The sequence below is a fragment of the Microbulbifer mixtoriginis (SeqCode) genome, assembly GCF_052467515.1.
In genome coordinates this window covers 2,174,611-2,193,385 of the sequence record NZ_CP174314.1, presented here as the reverse complement: position 1 = coordinate 2,193,385, position 18,775 = coordinate 2,174,611, and the positions used below count along the sequence as shown (strand labels likewise).

Annotated in this window: 17 protein-coding genes; 8 read left to right on the top strand and 9 right to left on the bottom strand. The window is 47.9% G+C overall.

Going from position 1 to position 18,775, the window contains the following annotated elements:
* Positions 1 to 17: 17 nt before the first annotated feature.
* A complete protein-coding gene (gene ectB / locus ACJJIT_RS09340; protein ID WP_444900777.1) occupies positions 18 to 1,313 on the bottom strand; it encodes a diaminobutyrate--2-oxoglutarate transaminase in 1,296 nt (431 codons plus the stop codon).
* 14 nt (positions 1,314 to 1,327) lie between these two features.
* Positions 1,328 to 1,810, bottom strand: coding sequence for a diaminobutyrate acetyltransferase (gene ectA / locus ACJJIT_RS09335; RefSeq protein ID WP_444900910.1), 483 nt, complete (start codon positions 1,808 to 1,810; stop codon positions 1,328 to 1,330).
* Positions 1,811 to 2,254: 444 nt separating this feature from the next.
* On the opposite strand from ectA, the gene ACJJIT_RS09330 reads away from it, so the two are divergent.
* From ACJJIT_RS09330 to ACJJIT_RS09320, 3 genes are all read left to right on the top strand, one after another.
* Complete coding sequence (locus ACJJIT_RS09330) at positions 2,255 to 2,812, top strand: MarR family winged helix-turn-helix transcriptional regulator (protein ID WP_444900776.1); 558 nt, start codon at positions 2,255 to 2,257, stop codon at positions 2,810 to 2,812.
* A 163-nt stretch (positions 2,813 to 2,975) separates the two neighbouring features.
* A complete protein-coding gene (locus tag ACJJIT_RS09325; RefSeq protein ID WP_444900775.1) occupies positions 2,976 to 4,040 on the top strand; it encodes an FAD-dependent oxidoreductase in 1,065 nt (354 codons plus the stop codon).
* A gap of 125 nt (positions 4,041 to 4,165) precedes the next feature.
* Positions 4,166 to 4,810, top strand: a complete 645-nt coding sequence (locus tag ACJJIT_RS09320) for a CatA-like O-acetyltransferase (protein ID WP_444900774.1) — start codon at positions 4,166 to 4,168, stop codon at positions 4,808 to 4,810.
* Between the two features lie 38 nt (positions 4,811 to 4,848).
* Here the strand turns inward: ACJJIT_RS09320 and ACJJIT_RS09315 are convergent, their stop codons facing one another.
* Positions 4,849 to 5,637 (bottom strand): CLCA_X family protein, encoded by a 789-nt coding sequence (locus ACJJIT_RS09315; RefSeq protein WP_444900773.1) that lies wholly within the window; start codon positions 5,635 to 5,637, stop codon positions 4,849 to 4,851.
* Between the two features lie 283 nt (positions 5,638 to 5,920).
* On the opposite strand from ACJJIT_RS09315, the gene ACJJIT_RS09310 reads away from it, so the two are divergent.
* Positions 5,921 to 7,294: an NAD-dependent succinate-semialdehyde dehydrogenase gene (locus tag ACJJIT_RS09310; protein WP_444900772.1), complete on the top strand. Its 1,374-nt coding sequence runs from the start codon at positions 5,921 to 5,923 to the stop codon at positions 7,292 to 7,294.
* 95 nt (positions 7,295 to 7,389) lie between these two features.
* Here ACJJIT_RS09310 and ACJJIT_RS09305 read toward each other — a convergent pair whose 3' ends face one another.
* The 6 genes from ACJJIT_RS09305 to ACJJIT_RS09280 all read right to left on the bottom strand — a co-directional run bounded on the left by ACJJIT_RS09305 (position 7,390) and on the right by ACJJIT_RS09280 (position 15,090).
* A complete protein-coding gene (locus tag ACJJIT_RS09305; protein ID WP_252085914.1) occupies positions 7,390 to 7,911 on the bottom strand; it encodes a GNAT family N-acetyltransferase in 522 nt (173 codons plus the stop codon).
* A 469-nt stretch (positions 7,912 to 8,380) separates the two neighbouring features.
* On the bottom strand, positions 8,381 to 10,915 hold the full coding sequence (locus ACJJIT_RS09300) for an ATP-dependent DNA helicase (protein ID WP_444900771.1): 2,535 nt from the start codon (positions 10,913 to 10,915) through the stop codon (positions 8,381 to 8,383).
* Positions 10,900 to 12,561: a VRR-NUC domain-containing protein gene (locus tag ACJJIT_RS09295; RefSeq protein ID WP_444900770.1), complete on the bottom strand. Its 1,662-nt coding sequence runs from the start codon at positions 12,559 to 12,561 to the stop codon at positions 10,900 to 10,902. The genes ACJJIT_RS09300 and ACJJIT_RS09295 overlap by 16 nt, the downstream gene beginning before the upstream one ends.
* A 384-nt stretch (positions 12,562 to 12,945) precedes the next feature.
* On the bottom strand, positions 12,946 to 13,398 hold the full coding sequence (locus tag ACJJIT_RS09290) for a hypothetical protein (RefSeq protein ID WP_252085917.1): 453 nt from the start codon (positions 13,396 to 13,398) through the stop codon (positions 12,946 to 12,948).
* A 435-nt stretch (positions 13,399 to 13,833) separates the two neighbouring features.
* Positions 13,834 to 14,265 carry a hypothetical protein gene (locus tag ACJJIT_RS09285; protein ID WP_444900769.1) on the bottom strand — a complete coding sequence of 144 codons (432 nt, stop codon included), beginning with the start codon at positions 14,263 to 14,265 and terminating at the stop codon, positions 13,834 to 13,836.
* Between the two features lie 408 nt (positions 14,266 to 14,673).
* Complete coding sequence (locus ACJJIT_RS09280) at positions 14,674 to 15,090, bottom strand: YbaN family protein (RefSeq protein WP_444886180.1); 417 nt, start codon at positions 15,088 to 15,090, stop codon at positions 14,674 to 14,676.
* A gap of 431 nt (positions 15,091 to 15,521) precedes the next feature.
* Between ACJJIT_RS09280 and ACJJIT_RS09275 the strand changes: the two genes are divergently transcribed.
* From ACJJIT_RS09275 to ACJJIT_RS09260, 4 genes are read left to right on the top strand one after another with little or no spacing between them, the layout of a single operon-like run.
* Positions 15,522 to 16,673, top strand: a complete 1,152-nt coding sequence (locus tag ACJJIT_RS09275; RefSeq protein WP_444900768.1) for a 4Fe-4S dicluster domain-containing protein — start codon at positions 15,522 to 15,524, stop codon at positions 16,671 to 16,673.
* Positions 16,670 to 17,146, top strand: a complete 477-nt coding sequence (locus ACJJIT_RS09270; RefSeq protein WP_444900767.1) for a cyclic nucleotide-binding domain-containing protein — start codon at positions 16,670 to 16,672, stop codon at positions 17,144 to 17,146. The genes ACJJIT_RS09275 and ACJJIT_RS09270 overlap by 4 nt, the downstream gene beginning before the upstream one ends.
* Positions 17,143 to 17,961 carry an FAD/NAD(P)-binding protein gene (locus ACJJIT_RS09265; RefSeq protein WP_444900766.1) on the top strand — a complete coding sequence of 273 codons (819 nt, stop codon included), beginning with the start codon at positions 17,143 to 17,145 and terminating at the stop codon, positions 17,959 to 17,961. Before ACJJIT_RS09270 ends, ACJJIT_RS09265 begins: the two co-directional genes overlap by 4 nt.
* Positions 17,937 to 18,761: an oxidoreductase gene (locus ACJJIT_RS09260; protein ID WP_444900765.1), complete on the top strand. Its 825-nt coding sequence runs from the start codon at positions 17,937 to 17,939 to the stop codon at positions 18,759 to 18,761. Before ACJJIT_RS09265 ends, ACJJIT_RS09260 begins: the two co-directional genes overlap by 25 nt.
* Positions 18,762 to 18,775: the final 14 nt, after the last annotated feature.

The window sequence follows — 18,775 nt, the reverse complement described above, 5'->3', positions numbered from 1 at the left end:
TTTGGATACAATTGGGTCTAGCAGGCCTCGAAATAGACTCTTTCTTCAGGGATATCCTGCTCTCCAGCACAAACTTCTCGAATTGCTGATTCAATAATGTCGATACCTTTCTTAAGGTTCTGGTCAGTGATGACCAGAGGGCAGAGTAGCTTAACGATTTGATCATCTGCGCCACTAGTTTCAATGATTAGCCCCTGCTTGAAGGCGAGCTTGGTAATCTTTTCTGCAAGTTCGCCACTCACACAATCAATACCTTGGAACATGCCGCGGCCTTTAGTGGTGAAGTTACCCTCACCATATTGACTGACAATACTTCCCAACCGCTCGGAGATGTACTTCCCTTTACGTTTGATTTCCCGCGAAAAGTTATCATCTGACCAATAGTGATCAATTGCCGCTTTGGCCGTAACAAAAGCCAGATTGTTACCACGAAATGTGCCGTTGTGCTCACCAGGTTTCCATTGGTCTAATTCGGGCTTCATTAAAACCAGGGCAAAGGGCAGCCCGTAGCCACTGAGTGACTTGGAAAGGGTAATAATGTCAGGCTCGATACCGGCTTCTTCGAAACTGAAAAAATTTCCAGTGCGGCCACAGCCAGCCTGAATATCATCGACGATAAAGAGCAGCCCGTGTTTTTTACACACAGCTTGTAGGTTTCTCAACCACTCGATACTGGCCGCATTAATGCCTCCTTCACCCTGAACGGTTTCGACGATAATCGCCGCGGGAGAATTGATTCCGCTGCTGGAGTCTGTAAGCACCTTGTCGAGATACTCTGTAGTATCAATATTTTTGCCAAGATAGCTGTCATAGGGCATGCGATGAGTGCCATTCAAGCTAACCCCAGCAGCATCCCTGTGATGAGAGTTGCCCGTAGCTGCCAGGGAGCCCAAACTCACACCGTGAAAACCATTGGTAAAGGTCACAATGTTTTGCTGCCCGGTGACATTGCGGGCAATTTTCATTGCAGCTTCAACCGCATTTGTCCCGGTTGGACCAGTAAACTGAACCACGTATTCCATATTGCGTGGCTTGAGAATCTTATCGTTAAGCGCTTGCAGGAACTCGCCCTTGGCTTTGGTGTGCATATCCAAACCATGGGTAATGCCATCACTCTGAATGTAATCCTGCAGAACTTGCTTAAACAGCGGGTTGTTGTGTCCATAATTGAGAGTGCCAGCGCCTGCCAGAAAATCCAGATATTGATTTCCCTCCTCATCCCACATGAGTTCGCCTTTTGCACGATTGAACACTCGCGGAAAGGAGCGGGCATAACTTTGTACTTCAGATTCAATCTCATCAAAGATTTTCATTCTTCTCTCTTTTTTTAAATTGTTGTTTGAGCAATAGGCCCGATACGCACACAGGTTTCGGAGTCATGCAGACCATCAAAGTGAGTCTGGGAGTCCATCCAAGGGGAGGATTGGAGGCCTGCGGAGAGCTTCTCTGCAGCGCTCTGGAAGAGGGCCCAGGAGGGAAGGTTGTGTTCAGTGATCGTTGTCTCGATAAATCTCACCGACCTGCATTGGGGGCGTTCGATGATATTTCTGAGCATGATAGAGGCTAGCCCCAGCCCTCTTGCCTTTTCCGCCACGGCAACCTGCCAAATAAACAGAGTGTCTGTACGATCTGGAATCAAGTATCCGGAGATAAACCCCAACTTCTCATCACCTTCTTCTGCGATCACTGAAGTATCGGCAAAGTGACTGCACTGGAGGAGGTTGCAATAGCTTGAGTTGGCATCCAAGGGTGGGCAGCTGTCGATTAATTTGTGAACAGCCATGCCATCCTCCAGGGATGGTGGCCTCAAAAAAATATTTTCTGGACTAGACAAAATAACTTCCTATACGACAACCCATAGTTTCACCTCTAAGTATTTTGGTGAGTGATAAATGTACAGATGGATCATTATTTATACTTATTTTGGTTTTTTTTCGTAAAAAACCACAACTAAATACTTAGAACGCTAAATATCGTACACAAACTAAATATAAAATCTAGTGGGTGAAGAGAATCTGATCACAATATCCGCCCTAAAAATGGGCAAATTTATTGGGTAAAAGCCCTGGAAATGGGCAGAAGCGCCTATGAATGGTGGATTTTCGTAATTCAGGGTTCCAAACGAAGGGGTATGTTCTTGGCAATTGTTTAGTGCTGTAGATATTTTCCTGGAAGAACCATAAGCGTTTAGTAATTGGGATATAGGGTTATATAATCCGCCCAATCGCCCTGATTCTTAGATTGAGAGGTAGCTTTGAACAGTATTGAACAAGTGCTAGTGGCCCTTCGGCGTGTAATAAGAGCCACAGATTTACACTCCAAGCACCTGGCCAAAACAACAGGCCTGACCGCTCCCCAGGTGTTATTGTTACAGGCCATTAGAAATAAGGGCGAAGTCACCATCGGTGAACTGGCCAACGAAGTGAGCCTCAGTCAAGCTACAGTGACCAACATCTTGGATCGCCTTGAGAAAAGGGGGCTTGTCTATCGCCAGCGCTCTCAATCAGACAAGCGTAAAGTGCATGCTTACCTCACAGATCAAGCTGCAGAAACACTGAGAGATGCACCTATCCCGCTCCAAGATCAATTCGCCCGCCAATTTGGTGATCTGAAGGATTGGGAGCAGAGTATGATCATTGCTTCGCTCCAGCGTGTAGCCCAGATGATGGATGCCCAGCATATTGATGCCTCACCTGTTCTGGATATCGGTGTTTTAGATAGGCAGGGAGCAGCTATGGATAAGTCAAGCTCTTCCTTGGGGTATGGCGAAGTAGCTGATTCAGCGGAAAAGGCTGGGAGAGAAACACCCTAGTACCCCCCCCCCTTTGTGGATATCAGCAACCGGTTCTACCCCAGGTTGCTGAGCCCCATGTCAAAGTTGTCTAAGCTTGCAGCAATTGCTCTTTGTAGTTGAGCGGAGGCGCTAGCATGTACTGCTGCCTCGAGCACCTCTTCATAGATTGTAAGTGGTGAATATGGACATTCTGGTTATTGGTGCCGGCCCCACCGGGTTAACTGCTGCAAACGCTTTAGCCTACAAGGGGATGAATTGTCGTATTGTTGAGCGTAAAAATGCGCCCTCGGAACTCTCCCGAGCGGTTGGCATTATGCCTGCGACGATAGATGCTTTGGGCCAGCTGGGTGCTGCAGATCCACTCCTTGCTGAAGCCTTGCCCCTCAAGAAAATGCATATTTTACGCGATGAGAGGACCCTCGTTTATCTGGATAACAGTGGCAATGAATTCAGGAAGAGGGTGCCGCTCGGTTTGCCGCAAAACCGCACCGAGGGAATCCTGCGTGATGTGCTATCCGGCAAAGGTGTTGAGGTTGAGTATGGGCTCTCAGTTACCGGTATAAGTACCACGCAAGACAGCGCATTGGTTAGTTTTTCCAATAATACCAGCGACTCATTCGACTGGGTGATTGCTGCCGATGGCATCCAATCAGCAACCCGCGAACAGTTGAAAATCCCCTATCCGGGAATAGACTTACCCAGCAAATGGTCCATCGCAGATGTGGATTTGGCGGGTGACTTCGATCCAGAAGAGATCACTTTGGATCTCTATGGGCCTGATAACCAGTTTTCCCTGATATTGCCAATCGAGAAGCACCGCGCGCGTATCGCATCATCCACAGAAGATGCTCTGTCAGCGATAAGACTGCCCTTGGATATCACCAACGTTCGACGAACAGCAGCCTTCAAAATCTCAATACGGCAGGCCGAATCTTACCGTAAGGGCCGGATTTTACTGGCAGGGGATGCTGCTCATTGTCATTCTCCTGTTGGTGGGAAGGGTATGAATCTTGGTATGGCGGATGCGATTGCTGCAGCAATGGCAATCACTAACGGGAGCGTTGATGAATACTCACGGTTACGTCATGCAGCAGGTAAAGCTGTGGTGAAGAAAACTGAGTTGGCACGGCATTTAATTTCTTCCGCAAATCCCATGGCAAAATCCCTTTTATGGTTATCGTTTAAAGCAATCTCCTCAATCCCTTCCATCCATCGGGCCTTTATGAAGCAATGGACTGCGATTTAATCAATCGCAAACTCTAATTGTGAGCAACCTATAGCTGATTTCACTCCCCTTGAGCGAATGAGAAGTCAAGATAGAGTATTAACATTCTCTTGAATATTGAGACACAATGATTACCAGGAATGAAGATGCCCGCCACACCTATAGATATTGAAAGCTGGAATAGAGGGGACCACTTTAAATTCTTTATGAGTAGTGCTGGGTCGACCCGTTTAAGTTTAACCCAGCCTCTAGATGTTACGGAGTTAGCCTTTTTTTGTAAGAAAAATACAATATCTTTTTATTACAGCCTTATTTTTCTTGTTACTCAAACCGCAAATGAGATAGCCGGATTTAGGCATAGGGTAGTTGATGGCCAACCCTTCGAGTTCGATATATTGCATCCGCTATTCACTGATTTGAATAAAGATGATGATCTCTTTAAGCTTGTCATGGCTGAAATGGAAACGCACCTCATTGACTTCGTCAAAAAAGCAAAGCAACTCTCAAAAGATCAATCAGAATACCTCCCGGTAAATACATTTATGGATCGCTACGATATTTTGAATATCACCTGCTACCCCTGGGGTGACTTTTCAAGCATGCAAGTGAAACCGGTCCAACAAGAAAACTGTGATCCAGGGATACCTTTTATTGCCTGGGGTAAGTACCAACAACAAGCCAACCGACTTATGACCTCATTACATACTGAGGTAAATCATTGCTTTCTTGACGCCATTCATTTGTATCGATTCAAAACGCAACTGGAAGATAAAATCAAACTCTTAAAGTAAGGACGACGAATCTTCTAGTTAATACAAGCAAGTCAATATTACTGATTGGCTCGCATTAATGACCAGAGGCTATTTCCCAAGCAGGAAAAATAAGCCGTAAAAGCCCGATTGATTCTTAGACGCTGCTGACCCTGTGGATATAAGCCTAGCTTTGCCTCCAGGCTGGCTTTAGAGCCTGCAACCAAAAAATTATTATTGATACTGGAATCCTGAATAAAGGCCTCAAAAGCCCTGGCACAAAGCTCTACTGGCTGGCTGTAATAAATAGAGCCATTTACTTTATCGGCGTTAACAGAAGCTTTCACCAATTCACTTGGGTTATTGCCATCTTCATCCAGCATCACCGTTTTAAAGCATGCAAAAAGTAGGTCATTCAGAGGGTGGGGTACCGGGGTTGCATCGCGTAGCCAGGCCTCAGAGGCATACATGCTACTAGAAGTGTCGCTAAATGCTTTTTGCGCAAGATAGTGATCCAGTGCATGAAACCACTCATGGGCAATAGCTCCTGGACCGGCATTTTTAGCCAGGGAAAACGACTTGGCTGAAGGGTCATAAAATGCGGAGACTCCAGGGCGGCCACCAATACCGTATTGAAAAGAGAGGTTCCCGCGCAGGGAAATCAATGTTTCGGGCCCCTGCAGTATGACCATTAAGTCGGAAAGCGCATCATAAAACAACCCTGCTGCGCGATCGCGCTCCTCCTCAGTCACCCAGCAACCAATGGCTATGGATCTAAAGCCAAAACGCCTGCGAACATCGACAAAGGATACCTGCTCACTACCGCGCATATCCGGTCCACGGCGATAAAATTTTCGGGTTGCTACCATAGCTAGCTTAGGTGAGAACGGATGAGTGGAATTCGCCCGGGATACTATTACAAGCTCGACCTGCTCCACAAGAGGGTTACCTGATCGGGCCCCCGAATAAACGGCTACACTTTGGCCAGGCACCTAAAAGCTCCTTTTGCTAAGCCTTTGGTGACTCTAAATGCCCTGAAGTTGCTTATTGTGGAAAATCGAATCAAGAGCCACTTAGAGCTTTTACACCTACTTCTGCCTGTAGCAGTTTTAACTTGCCTGTCAAAACCAGTAATTCACAGGGAGTCTAACTATGCCCAAATCCAAGCGCCCTCTGATCTCTATCAATCCATTAAACGGTGAAACCTTAAAGACATTTCATGAGATGACTCCAGATGAGCTCGATAAAGCTATTGGCCGAGCGGATAACGCTTTTGTGGAGTGGAGTAAACGAAGCTTTGGTGAGCGAGCAATAATTCTCAAGCGCGCTGGACAGCTTTTCGAGGAGCGCGCCGATGAACTCGCCAAATTAATGGCGCAGGAGATGGGCAAGAAGGTTAACGATGGGCTGGGCGAATTAGCGCTCTGCGCAGAGATTTTTGCTTATTATGCCGATGAAGGTGAGAAGATTTTGGCTCCGCAACACCTTTCTACTCGGGAGGGGGAGGGCACGCTGGTATTTCAGCCCCTCGGTGTTGTCTATGGTATCCAACCGTGGAACTTTCCTTTCTACCAGCCTTCCCGCTTTACCGCAGCCAACTTAATCGCCGGCAATGTAGTTCTAACGAAACACGCCTCAAATGTTCCCCAGTGTGCTGAGGCATTTGAGCAACTGTTATTCGATGCCGGTGTGCCCAAGGGGGTCTACACCAACTTGCCAATTACTTCCGCAGGTGCCGCACCAATTATCGATGATGATCGGGTAAAAGGGATATCTTTTACAGGCAGCAATGCAGCGGGCGCGAAGGTTGCTGAGCAGGCTGGGCGCAACGTGAAGAAAACCGTGATGGAACTCGGTGGTGTGGACCCATTTATCGTACTCGAAGATGCAGATATGGATTTGACCGTTGAGCGATTTGTGGAAGGTAAGCTTGGAAACTGTGGCCAAATCTGCTTGGCGGCAAAGAGAATCATCCTGACGGAGCCTATTGCCGATGAATTCCTAGGGCGAGTCACCAAACTGTTTGAACAATTGAAACCGGGTGATCCCCTTGAGGACGCCACAGATTACGGGCCCTTGTGCACCGAAAAAGCTGCGGAGCAACTGGAAGAGCAGGTCAGTGAGTCAGTGAAAGCCGGGGCTCATTTGCTGGTAGGCGGGAAGCGCAACGGAGCGTTTATTGAGCCGGGTATTCTAACCGATATACCGGCAGGCTCACCTGCGGCCGAGGAGGAACTCTTTGGACCCATCGCTTGCGTCTGGGTGGTAAAAGATGAGGAGGCAGCTATTGAGATGGCTAACGATAGTCGCTTTGGCCTGGGAGGCTCGGTCTATACCAAGGATCACGAGAGGGGGCAGCGTGTAGCTGAAAAACTCGAATGTGGAACTGCCTTCGTCAATCATGTGGCCTCAAGCTATGCGAGCATGCCGATGGGTGGTGTAAAAAAATCCGGTTACGGCCGTGAACTGGGCGAGCTGGGCATCAAAGAGTTTGTGAATCAGAAGTTGATACGTCACTTTAACTGAGCAGTTAACCATTCCTATTGCCCCTGTGAACCACAGGGGCTTTAAAGAGGTTTTTAGTGAAATTTTTATAGGTATTGTTCACCAGGCAAGTCACTTTAGACAGAGGGCTGAGTATTTAAATAAAAGCACTTTGTTGGAATACCCTCATCGTCATAACATATACCCCCCGGCAGCATTCCCGCTTTTAGTAAAACGCGTTCTGAAGCAATATTTTCAGGCGCAATAGTCGCAATGAATTTGTCAATGCCAGAAGCTATTGTAGCGTAGTCGATCAACCCAACCACTGCTTCAGTCGCTATGCCTTGCCCCCAGTACTCCCGGGAAAATGCATATTTAATTTCGGGATCAACTTGGTCATTAGGGTGTACAATACCGCAGAAACCAACAACCTCTAAAGTATTTTTTAATCCTACAGCGAACATACCATAGCCACGGCTCATATAGTTTTTATGGGTGACTTTCATCCATGCCTTGGATTCCTCATAACTTAATGTATTTCCATCCCCAACCCATCGCATTGCCTCACTATCGCCATATACCTTTTGAATCATAGAGAGATCTGAATCTTTCCATTTTCTAAATATTAAACGATTAGTAGTAAACAAACTCTCTCGCACTGCACTATTATCCCTTTCGCGCTAATGTTCAAATAACTAGTAGACAATGCATATCATAGCCTACACATCGGATAGCTTGAAGGATCGGGGCGTAATTTATCCATTGCTATGATTGAATTCACTTTGCCTTTTAACACTTGCCGCAGGAATTGATAACCGTTTCATAGCCGCTTTGTTAATACTAACTATATTTAATTTGCCAAATCTGCTTTACCGATAGTCTTCAAAATAGCAGCGGGAATATTACCAAGTAGCGAGCTTGATTTGACGGAAATAGAAAATAACTTCCCTATAAAATTTTTGTGAAAAGGGTAGGGTAGGCTTTATGGGCAAGTAAAAACCAATATTAAGTACGATGTGGAATGGAAGGACATTGCTAGTGGCGGCGTCAATTCGATATAACCATCCAATATTTAACTTCGCTTATAATGGCATTAGTTAGATACACTTTTAAATTCAAACGATATATTTATTCTACAGTACACTCGTTTAAGTATTGTCGATTCCAAAAACAACCTAATTGCTGTGAAAGTTGTTCACCACTCTTACTTGTTTGAATTTGCCAATGTTTGGGATAAAGGTTTTGATAAAACATATCCGCAAAACGGTAGTCAGCCAAAATAATCACGCCCCGATCTGACTCAGTGCGAATCACTCTTCCCGCTGTCTGCAATACCCGAGTCATGCCGGGATAGCGGTAGGCAATATCAAACCCATTGACCGCTGAGGGGGTCTGTGGGTGCTCCGCCGACTGTCGTAGCAGTTCTTGCTCTTCATTTACTTGGGGAAGACCCGTACCTACGATAATTGTGCCAATCAATTTCTCCCCTACAAAATCAATGCCCTCAGCAAAAACGCCGCCCATAATGGCAAAACCCAGGCTCTGTGCACCCTCACTAAACGAGGCCAGGAAGGCTTCTCTTTCGCCATCACTGGCGCCTGGCGTCTGTTGTAGCGGCTGTATTTCCGGATAATCCTTCTGGAAATGCTCTACGACCATTTGCAGAAAGCGGTAAGAGGGGAAAAACACCAGGTAATTGCCAGGACGGCTGAAATAAACTCGGGCAATCAAGTCCACTAGTGCTGGGAGTGCACTTTGCCGGGCCTGATAGCGGGTATCCACAAAAGGACAAAGAAAAACTCCCTGGTGGGAAGCCTCAAAAGGTGATGGCAGCATCAAGTAAGGCGTTTCTGGCTCAATTCCAAGCTGTGCAGTGACAAACTGTGTGGGTCGTAAGGTGGCTGAGAAGAAAAGAGCTCCATGAAACTGGGCGCAAGATTCCTGTAGGAAACCCGCGGCATTCATACACATCAGCTTTAGTTGGTGTTCCTGCCAGGGGGCGTCCTGATCGATCACACGGGTCAGGGCCTGGTGTTGACCAGAAAGAATTTGTTCTATGCAGGCGTATCGATAAAGACTTTTCAACCATTCCCCGATCTCTTCAGGGGGGAATTTTTCCTGTTCAGATAATTCACTCAGTGCATCTAGTACCTTCTGGATAGCGCGAGATACAGTTGTAGGGCGATCCTCTTCGGAATTCAGCGGGCTACACCAGGCTTGTACATTTTGGCTTGAGCGTATTTCCTTATAGAGGTTTTGTTCTTGAAACCGTTTGCTCCATTGAGCAAGTGCGCGTACCAGGGATTGGATACGCCGGTACAACTGTGGGTGGTTGCTTTTACAGGCCAGGGCCGCGCGGCGACTATCCCTGCGGCTCAAACTAGCGCTGTACATTTCCCGTGCGCGCTCGCTTAAGTTGTGCGCTTCATCTACCAATAGTGCGCGCCTGTAACGCGGATCTTGTAATGTGGAAATACGCACCAAAGGATCAAAGACGTAATTAAAGTCACAGACCACCAAATCCGCCCAGGGCAGCATTTGCAAGGACAACTCAAAAGGGCAGAGATGCCACTGATCTGCAACCTTCGCGAGCGCTTCCGGTGTGATCCAGGGTTGCCCCAGCAGTTGTTTGCGCGCTTGCGGCAGGCGGTCGTAAAAGCCCTGTGTGCGAGGACAGGTGCCTTCATCATCGCGGCTACACAATCCCAGTTTGCAAGCGCAGGTCGTATCACGCGCACGCAGCTCCAATAGTGAAAGCTTTAGCCCAACTCCATGTAGCTTAGCGATAGTCTCTCGCACCACCTGCCTGCCAGAGTTTTTCGCCGTGAGGTATAGCAGCTGATCCAGCTTTTCCTCACCAAGGGCTTTGATAGCGGGGAACAGCGTACTAATGGTTTTGCCAATACCGGTGGGCGCCTCCACAACCAGTTGCCCTGCATCCCTAAGGCAGCGATAAGCGGAAACCGCCAGCTGGCGCTGACCGGGTCTGTAATCAGGGAAGGGGAATGGGAGGCTTTTTGCTGTTTGAATCACTTGTTGCCGATGCGCCTGCCAGGCCCTATGCCAATGGATATACAGACTGAGGGCATCTCCAGCAAACTTCTCCAAATCCTCCCAGTTGAACAGGCTTTGCTCCGAGTAGGACTTTTTCTCTTTGAGGTTGTACCAGACCATCTGCAGGGAGACCTCTTCAACCGAGCCCCCTTTTTGGCGCTGCTGTAGCAAATAGCAGAAACCGTAAATTTTAAGCTGGGCCCAATGTAACAGGAGAGTGTTCTCGGGCAGTTTATCTGGATGGCAATAGGTGGTTTTGATTTCATCCAGTTGTGCCGGCTGGTGTAAACCAGCTTGCGGGTGGAGGATGTCAACCCGTCCTTCCAATAGGATATCCTGGCCTGCGCACTCCAGCTGAACCTGTAAACGGTATTCCGCTTCTGCACCTTTAGGGCGACGTTTTTGCAGCTTTTGGTGAGCGCGAATGCCCTCCTGGGCGGTTGGGCCTGGCCCGCCGGTATGGGTCAAATCCCCTCTGCGGCAAGAGAAAGCCACTAATTCACCCACAGATAACTTTAGGGGAGAGGCGCTTGCGGAGGTGTCATGCTCCTCAGTAGGCTCCGCCAGTAGCCCTGCAACTGTAGGCTTACCCCTCAAGGCTGTAACCATTCCACATGTATCACCCGGTGGGGAATATTGTGAGCGGCAAAGAACGTCAGCCAGCGCTGCTGGTTTTGCTGGAGACGATCACCGGGGCCCTTGACCTCCAACAACTCATAACTTCCTTTTTTAGGAAACAGAATCAGATCTGGCAGGCCATTGCGGTGATGATTGATATCACTGAGTAAACGTTGAAATAGTACGTGCCAATGTTCTGCAGGAATACGATCCAGGGTCAGCTCCAGCAGTTCCTGGGATAGTGCTTCCCAGGCTACCAGAGGATTGGCAATACCCTGTTTTCCACGGTAGGTTTGCATAACCCGCAGCTTTAGCGAGCTTTGACAAAGCTCTGACAGTCGCGATTCAAGTAAGCTCTGGCGTGATGAGTAAAAATTTGGGCTACGGAAATCACTGGGGGCTATTTGGAAGGGGTTATAAAAGGCACCTGGCACTGAAGCAAAGAGAATGTCCCAGATATAGAGGCCCAGTACTCCATTGAATAGACTGTTCTCTACATAGTGGCAAACACCTTCTTCCTGCCTTGCCACTTCCGCAGCTGCCAGAATTTCTACTCTCTCTGGGGCCTGGGGTAGGGTAAACATTTCTTGCGGTGGCTGATAAGGCTGGGGGTTCTTCCAGGTTTGAGCACAGTCCATACGCTTGGCCGTGCGATACCCAAAACTCTCGGCAAAACATCGTTCGGCTTCATTGAGGGGAGATTCGAGAATTTCACGGCATAGGGAGAGCGCCTGATCGAAATTACCACGCTTTGCGGCAATTCTCGTCCGGCGTTCACGGGCAGGCGGCTGCGCACAATCCTGATAGAGTCTCTCTGCAGCTTCAAACTGATCCAGTCTTTCCAGTTGTCGCGCCATCTTCAGGCGTAGACGATCCACTCGCCTAGCCAGAGTCAAATCTCCAGGAATGCCAGTGGGTAGTTGACCAGTCAGTTTGTGGATTCCACCAGCATCACCAGAGAGTACCTCCTCAGCTTGTTCAAGGCAGCTGTAATAGAGTAAGTACTGTTCAATCTGCTCTCGACTCTGGAAGGGCAGCTGGTGACTATCTAATGGGTAGGGCTCATATCGGTATAACCCCAGGTCCTTCAGTACATATTCCGTAAGGCTCTGGTTCAGATTGCCAAAAAAACAAAGCTGAAAGGTTTGAAAGCACTCGGCCCTTTGAACTGCAAGCAATGCCTCATCGGCCATTAACCGTTCTCGCCATTCAAAGGAGGCCGCCAATAAAGCTTCCTCTAACTCTCCCCGTTTAAGGGACTTGCGTAGGCCAGCAGGCCCCGCTGAGAACAGTTTCGCCTTGGTAAACAGCGCTATAAGTTCGCGGTCTGCCAGGGGTGGATTCCTTTTTAAAAAACCAGCAGAGCAAAGAGAGTCAATGGCCTCACCAAGATCGTCAATTTCGCTGTAAGACAGTTTCCCCTCTCTAAACAGTGCCCCCAAAGATGATGGAGCACCCTTACGGGACAGCAGCCGAACATAAAGGCGCTGACTGTCAGCATCGAGCTCGCAGAACTCACAATAAAAGTTAATCTCAGCAGGGGAAAGCAGCTGCTTGTAGCGGGACACTACAAAATCAACCAAGGCTCGGAAGTTGGTCAAATAGTAGTCAGGTGCTAGCTCGATAGTGGCGGCCATGATACGGGCAATAATGTGTCAACAATAAATCGTGGTGGGTAATATTGATATAAGAGCTGTATGGTTATACAGCATATCATTTCTGGAGACAAAACCATAGGCTGACTTTACGGACATATAAGAAACACAGCAGCAGTAAGCTTTGAATGATTCTGAGTAGCTTCTTCGTTGGTTAAAGTATCAATACTTCAAGAGACTATCGATCAAGCTATAACAGAAGGAGTGTTTTTGAGAAGGAGTGAGAGCCAATAAGGAATAAACTTAAATAGGTGAGTTGAGACACTCAACGATTTTACCGATGGGTATGGAAATAGTCTTGTAAATATGTTTGTTAATAGGAGGGGAAAATAGCCCCCCCTATTCAGCTAAAAAGCTATGTAAAACTCAAGAAGCTTGAATTGAGGTTTTACTTTGATGCGCGCTCGATCTGGGAACCTGTACTCTATATTCTGGGAACATATTTACGGTAACAGTAAAATCACACTTAGTAGGACCAGCAACATGCTTCAGGCCCCACCAGTATTTTATTTTAACGGTTTCGCCTGGGGCGATGGGGTGGCCGTAGCTTACAAAACCATCTTCTATTGGAGTACCTACTGAATTACACAGGTATGCATCCCAGGTCATACCATTGTCATCGAGATCCAAGAATACTTTGGCGTCGAGGATAGGAAATTTTCCAGTATTTTTGAGTTCTATAAGCCCCTGAATATAACTTCCTTCTGTAGAGTCCTCGATACCAGTCCATGCAGCCCAGTGAAAACTGGTAGCCTCAAGACTATCAGAAATAAATGGCTTATCTGTATCCCAACCTTCAACATGACCAATATTTGACATGATTAATCCTTTTCTTCAGAAATATCATTAAAAAATTAATGACTGCAAGTGGGTACCGCCTATTTTTAAAAACGAAAGCATGAGAAGAGGGGAAGCAAAACAATAGCAAATCAAAAAACACGAGATATATGTTCTGGGCTTTACCCTAAGATCCCTGCTCACTGTGCACCTCTTGGTGCACAAGCGGAGTATTGGGGCCATAAAAGTTGAGATCAACCCTTAAATATTAGATGGGCAATAGTTGCGAGAATAATAACGCCAAAATTTTTACTGGGGGCAGTATGGCATGCCATATAAAGCTTTCTTTGATCAACAGCCTGGCATTGCGCCGGCAACAATTGGCCGTCTTAAAGGCTGCAAAACTAAAGTAAATTCCACCAAGGCATCCAGGGCTATGATTTTGCAGGCAAGCAAATAGAAGAAATCGTCTATCTCTTATTTAATATACCGAAAAACTTTACGATATCGAAAAATAATAAACCAAAGAAACAGGGCTAATGGTGTAATCATTAATACAGCCATTTGGTTTTTTAATACCGCCATATTCATTGTGATGATCACAGTCCCCAATTCATAGATATCGGTGGCAATGATCACAGGAAGGAAAAACGCCCAAAACCTCGTGCTGCCAATTTTTTTGGCAAAAGCCAACCCAAAGAAACCCACAAAATAAGTGGTATAGATGATCAGGCTTGCTATCAACCACCAGATCGACTGATTGTATTCATTGTAAGCAAAGGCTTCATACTGAGAGATCACTTCTATCGGAACCAGAAGAAAAAACAATACCTTCCAGAGTACACTTGGCTTGTAGATTAAAGATTCATTACCAAGAGCACTCTCTGGGGCCCGGTAGAGTTCCTGCATGAAACATCCCTATTGTTATTACTTTGCAGTTCAATAAAGCTTATGTTACTAACACAAGATCCTTGAAGCTTCCCGAAGAAGGAGCCTATTAGTGGGCGCCTCAATCAACGAGAGGGCGCAGAGGATATTCTGATCCCAGGCAAAGTCAACTAATTCAATCCCCATTTTTATAACAATGCGAAATCAACCTGAAAACTTTTGTTTTTAGTCAAATTCATACTGTTTGAATACAGAAAAACCGAGGAAAAATCTGGGCAATACCTATTAGGTGGTAAATTACTGTGACGATAAACGCAAAGTCAGGTTTTAACCTTTGGTGACATTAGTTACAGGTTTTATACATTTACACTTCACGGAATCATTCTTTTTTGTCGCCCGTTTATTAAATACTAAAGGCCACCTTGACCATCACCCCGTTGGCTCAGGCCGACTCCAAATCCAGATTAGGCCACAACCGATGCCGCCAACTGCGAAAAAAAGTAAATACAGATTGGAAATGTGATGAACGGCAAGAGCCATAGAAAGTGCCATGGTCAGCGTAGCCAGTAGTTTGGTTCTCCTACTGATGTAACCACTACGCCAGGTTCTTAATAGGTGGCCAAATAAGTGATGTTCCTCAATCCATTGATGCAGCCGTTCAGAGCTTTTAGAGGCCGCCCAGGCACCAACAACAATAAATACGGCAGAGGGTAACCCAGGCAGGATGGCACCAATAATTCCGACAAGCATAAAGAAACAAGCCACGGCCCCCCATAGCCATCGCATCCATCCTTTGGCTAACGGAGGGGTTTCCATATCAGGCACTTCTTCATTATGTTGACTCAACCTGAATCTCCAGTTTTAAAATCCGTTAAACAGATAAAACAATGGCTATTAGCAGCTATCTGCTCACTATATCAAAGAGGCACTAATGAGTGACACCTGCAACTTGCATTCTTACTGCGGAGCTTGGCTCTCAATATACAGTTGTGGGGCCGGCAAGATTGTTACAAAGGCAACCATTATTGTTTTCTAATGTGCTACAGGGGCGCGTCTTCATACTTTTATTAATAATCTGTAATGTCCAGCATGATAAAAAGTACCGCCTAAAAACTGTCGTCATCAATGCTCTTAAGCAGAAGAAAATAACAATACGACTTTCTTCCCTTATGCCTGTAACCCAGTGTTGAAAAACTCTTCTGCTTTAACACTACACTGATTAACAAAGCCGCTCTCGGCTACCAATCTGCATGTTTTAATATTGAGCATTAAGCACTATGGATTATCGGCTACAAGCGCCCGATCTGGAGTGCCTTATACAAGCAATCCGCGATAGAGGATTCCTGCTGTACGGGCCCAGATTGACCGATGGAGCCATCACATTCGGTGAAGTTCACTCACTCTCAAATCTGCCTCAGGGCTGGACCGATGAGCAGCAAGCTGGGCAGTACCGAGTTAAGCGCCGGGAAGATGAAGCTTACTTTGGCTATGCCGTAGGGCCTCACTCCTGGAAGAAATATCTGCAATTACCCCGCCGGCCCATATGGAAGGTCTCCAAGCAGCATCAAACCATAGAAATCGTTGAGACTCAGGAGTCAGCCCCAAAGCAGGCATTCCTGGGAGTACGAAGTTGTGAGCTGCACGCCATTGCTATCCAGGATCGCATCCTGTGCCAGGGGGAATATCCCAGTGAGAGTTACCACCAAAGACGGACACAGTTGTTTACCGTTGCGGTGAATTGCACCTCGGCAGCGGATACCTGCTTTTGTACTTCGATGAATACCGGTCCAGAAGTCACTTTGCCCAGTGATCTCACCTTGACAGAGGTGATTGAAGCCGGGGAGCACTTTTTTCTGATCAGCAGTGGCTCGGATGCCGGTAAGGAAATTATGGAGCAACTCCCCTTGCTTCCAGCAAGTGAGGGGGAACGTAAACTGGCTAAAGGTAAGGTGAAGCGCCTTGAGGGGGAAATGCGGCGTGGACCACGCCACTTCGATAGCTCAGATCTGAAAGAGCTGCTCTATAGAAACCTGGATAGCCCCAACTGGGATAAGGTCGCTGATCGCTGTCTATCTTGTGCCAACTGTACCATGGCCTGTCCAACCTGTTTTTGCTCCACCGTTGAGGACACCACCGATCTCAGTGGCGAACATGCTGAGCGCTGGGAGCGCTGGGAGCGCTGGGATTCCTGCTTTACTGCAGATCTCAGTCATATTACCGGCGGCTCAGTACGCGCCGATACCCGGTCACGCTACCGGCAATGGATGACTCACAAACTGGCCAGCTGGCACGACCAATTTGACAGCTCTGGTTGTGTGGGCTGTGGTCGCTGCATCACCTGGTGCCCTGTGGGTATCGACCTCACCGAAGAGGTCCGAAATATCCGAGCCCTGGATCAAAAACAGGCGCCCAGCCAGGAGTCACCATGAAGACCATCGCCGATCTTCTTCACGAGCACCCTTTCTTTCAAGGTTTGGCAGAGGGTGATCTGCAGTTTCTGGCTTCCTGCGGTGAGAACTGCATTTATCACAAGGGCGACTACCTGGCGCGGGAAAATAGTCAGGCAAACCACTTTTTCCTGATTCGCAGTGGCCGGGTAGCAGTAGAGACTTTTGTTCCCAATCGCGGCCCCCTGTGTCTGCTCACACTCCATGGCGGTGATATTTTCGGGTGGTCCTGGCTGTTTCCTCCCTATATCTCTGCTTTTGATGCCCGCGCCATGGAAGATGTTCGCAGCCTGCGTTTGGGCGGGGAATGCTTGCGCAATAAATGCGAACAGGAACCTAAACTGGGTTTTGAGCTGATGAAGCGCTTTGCGCGAATTGCTACTGAACGGCTGCAGTCCGCACGTATTCAGTTGCTGGACATTTACGGCCCAGATCACCGGGGCCAGCCAGCATGATTCCCTCCGTTTACCGGGTGTGCCAGCGGCGCGTGGAATATCCGGGGACTTTCACATTACAGCTGGAAGCTAAGAACGGTAGGCCGGATAAGCCACCGATGAATTTTGCTCCCGGTCAGTTCAATATGTTGTACGCCTTTGGTACCGGAGAATCCGCCATTTCCTTTAGTGGGCTGGGGAGCGAGGACGGCAAGCTCATCCATACCATTCGCGCCCAGGGGAATGTCACCCGGGCCCTAGAGCGCCTACAGGAGGGAGACACTTTAGGGGTAAGGGGGCCTTTCGGCATCGGCTGGCCTCTAGATACTGCCGCCGGCAAAGATCTTTTGATTATTGCCGGCGGTCTCGGCCTGGCGCCGTTGCGCCCAGTAATCTATGCGGCGCGGCGGGAGCGACTTACCGCACGCGAGGTGCGTCTCTTTTATGGTGCCAGACGCCCAAGTGAATTGCTTTATAGAGAGGAGCTAGCTCAGTGGAGCACCCAGCTCAAGCTTGAGACTTCGGTAGATCACGGTGATGGCTCCTGGCCTGGGCATATTGGTGTGATTACCGATCCTCTGCATGCCGCACAAATAGATGGCGCCAACTCGGTGGCGTTTCTGTGCGGCCCTGAAATTATGATGCGCTTTTGTATCCAGGTTTTGGTGCGCAAAGGTGTACCAGAGTCCTCTATCTATCTTTCGATGGAGCGCAATATGAAATGCGCCATCGGTCTCTGCGGACACTGCCAGTGGGGTCCAAACTTTATTTGTAAAGATGGCCCTGTTTTTTGCTATGAGGATATTCGCCCATGGCTGCAGATTCGCAGCTTATAAGCCGGCAGCCCCACAAACCCAAACTGGCGGTCTGGAAATTCACCTCCTGTGATGGCTGCCAACTTAGCTTGTTGGACTGTGAGGATGAGCTGTTACTGTTGGGGCAGGAAGTGGAGATCGCCTATTTTATGGAGGCCTCCAGCAAGGTAGAGGAGGGGCCCTACGATATCTCCCTGGTGGAGGGCTCCATTACGACACCCGCTGACCTGTTGAGAATTCAGGAGGTGCGGCGTCAGTCAAAGTTCCTGGTAAGTATTGGCGCCTGTGCCACTGCCGGCGGTATCCAGGCACTGCGTAATTTTGCCGATGTCGTCGAGTTTACTTCTGTGGTTTACGCCGAGCCCTCTTATATCCATACCCTAAAAGAGTCCACCCCCATTGCCGCCCATGTGCCAGTGGACTTCGAGCTGCAGGGCTGCCCGATCAACAAACTGCAACTGTTAGAGGTCATCAGTGCTTTCCTGAACTCTCGTGCACCTCAGGTTTCCAGCCATTCAGTGTGTATCGAATGCAAACTTAAGAACAATGTCTGTGTGTGGGTGGCTCATGGCACCCCCTGCATGGGACCGGTAACCCACGCTGGTTGTGGCGCGCTTTGCCCTAGTTACAACCGCGGTTGCTATGCCTGCTATGGCCCGAAGGAGAACCCTAATGGTGAATCCCTGTGTTACTGGTGGGAACAAAATTTAGGAGCAGACAGATCAACCGTCATTGAAAATCTACGTAATTTCAATAGCTTATCACCTCATTTTAAAGAAATTAGTCAAGATAGAGAGCATCGCCAAAAGGGAAAATCCTAACGGGTAGAGCAACT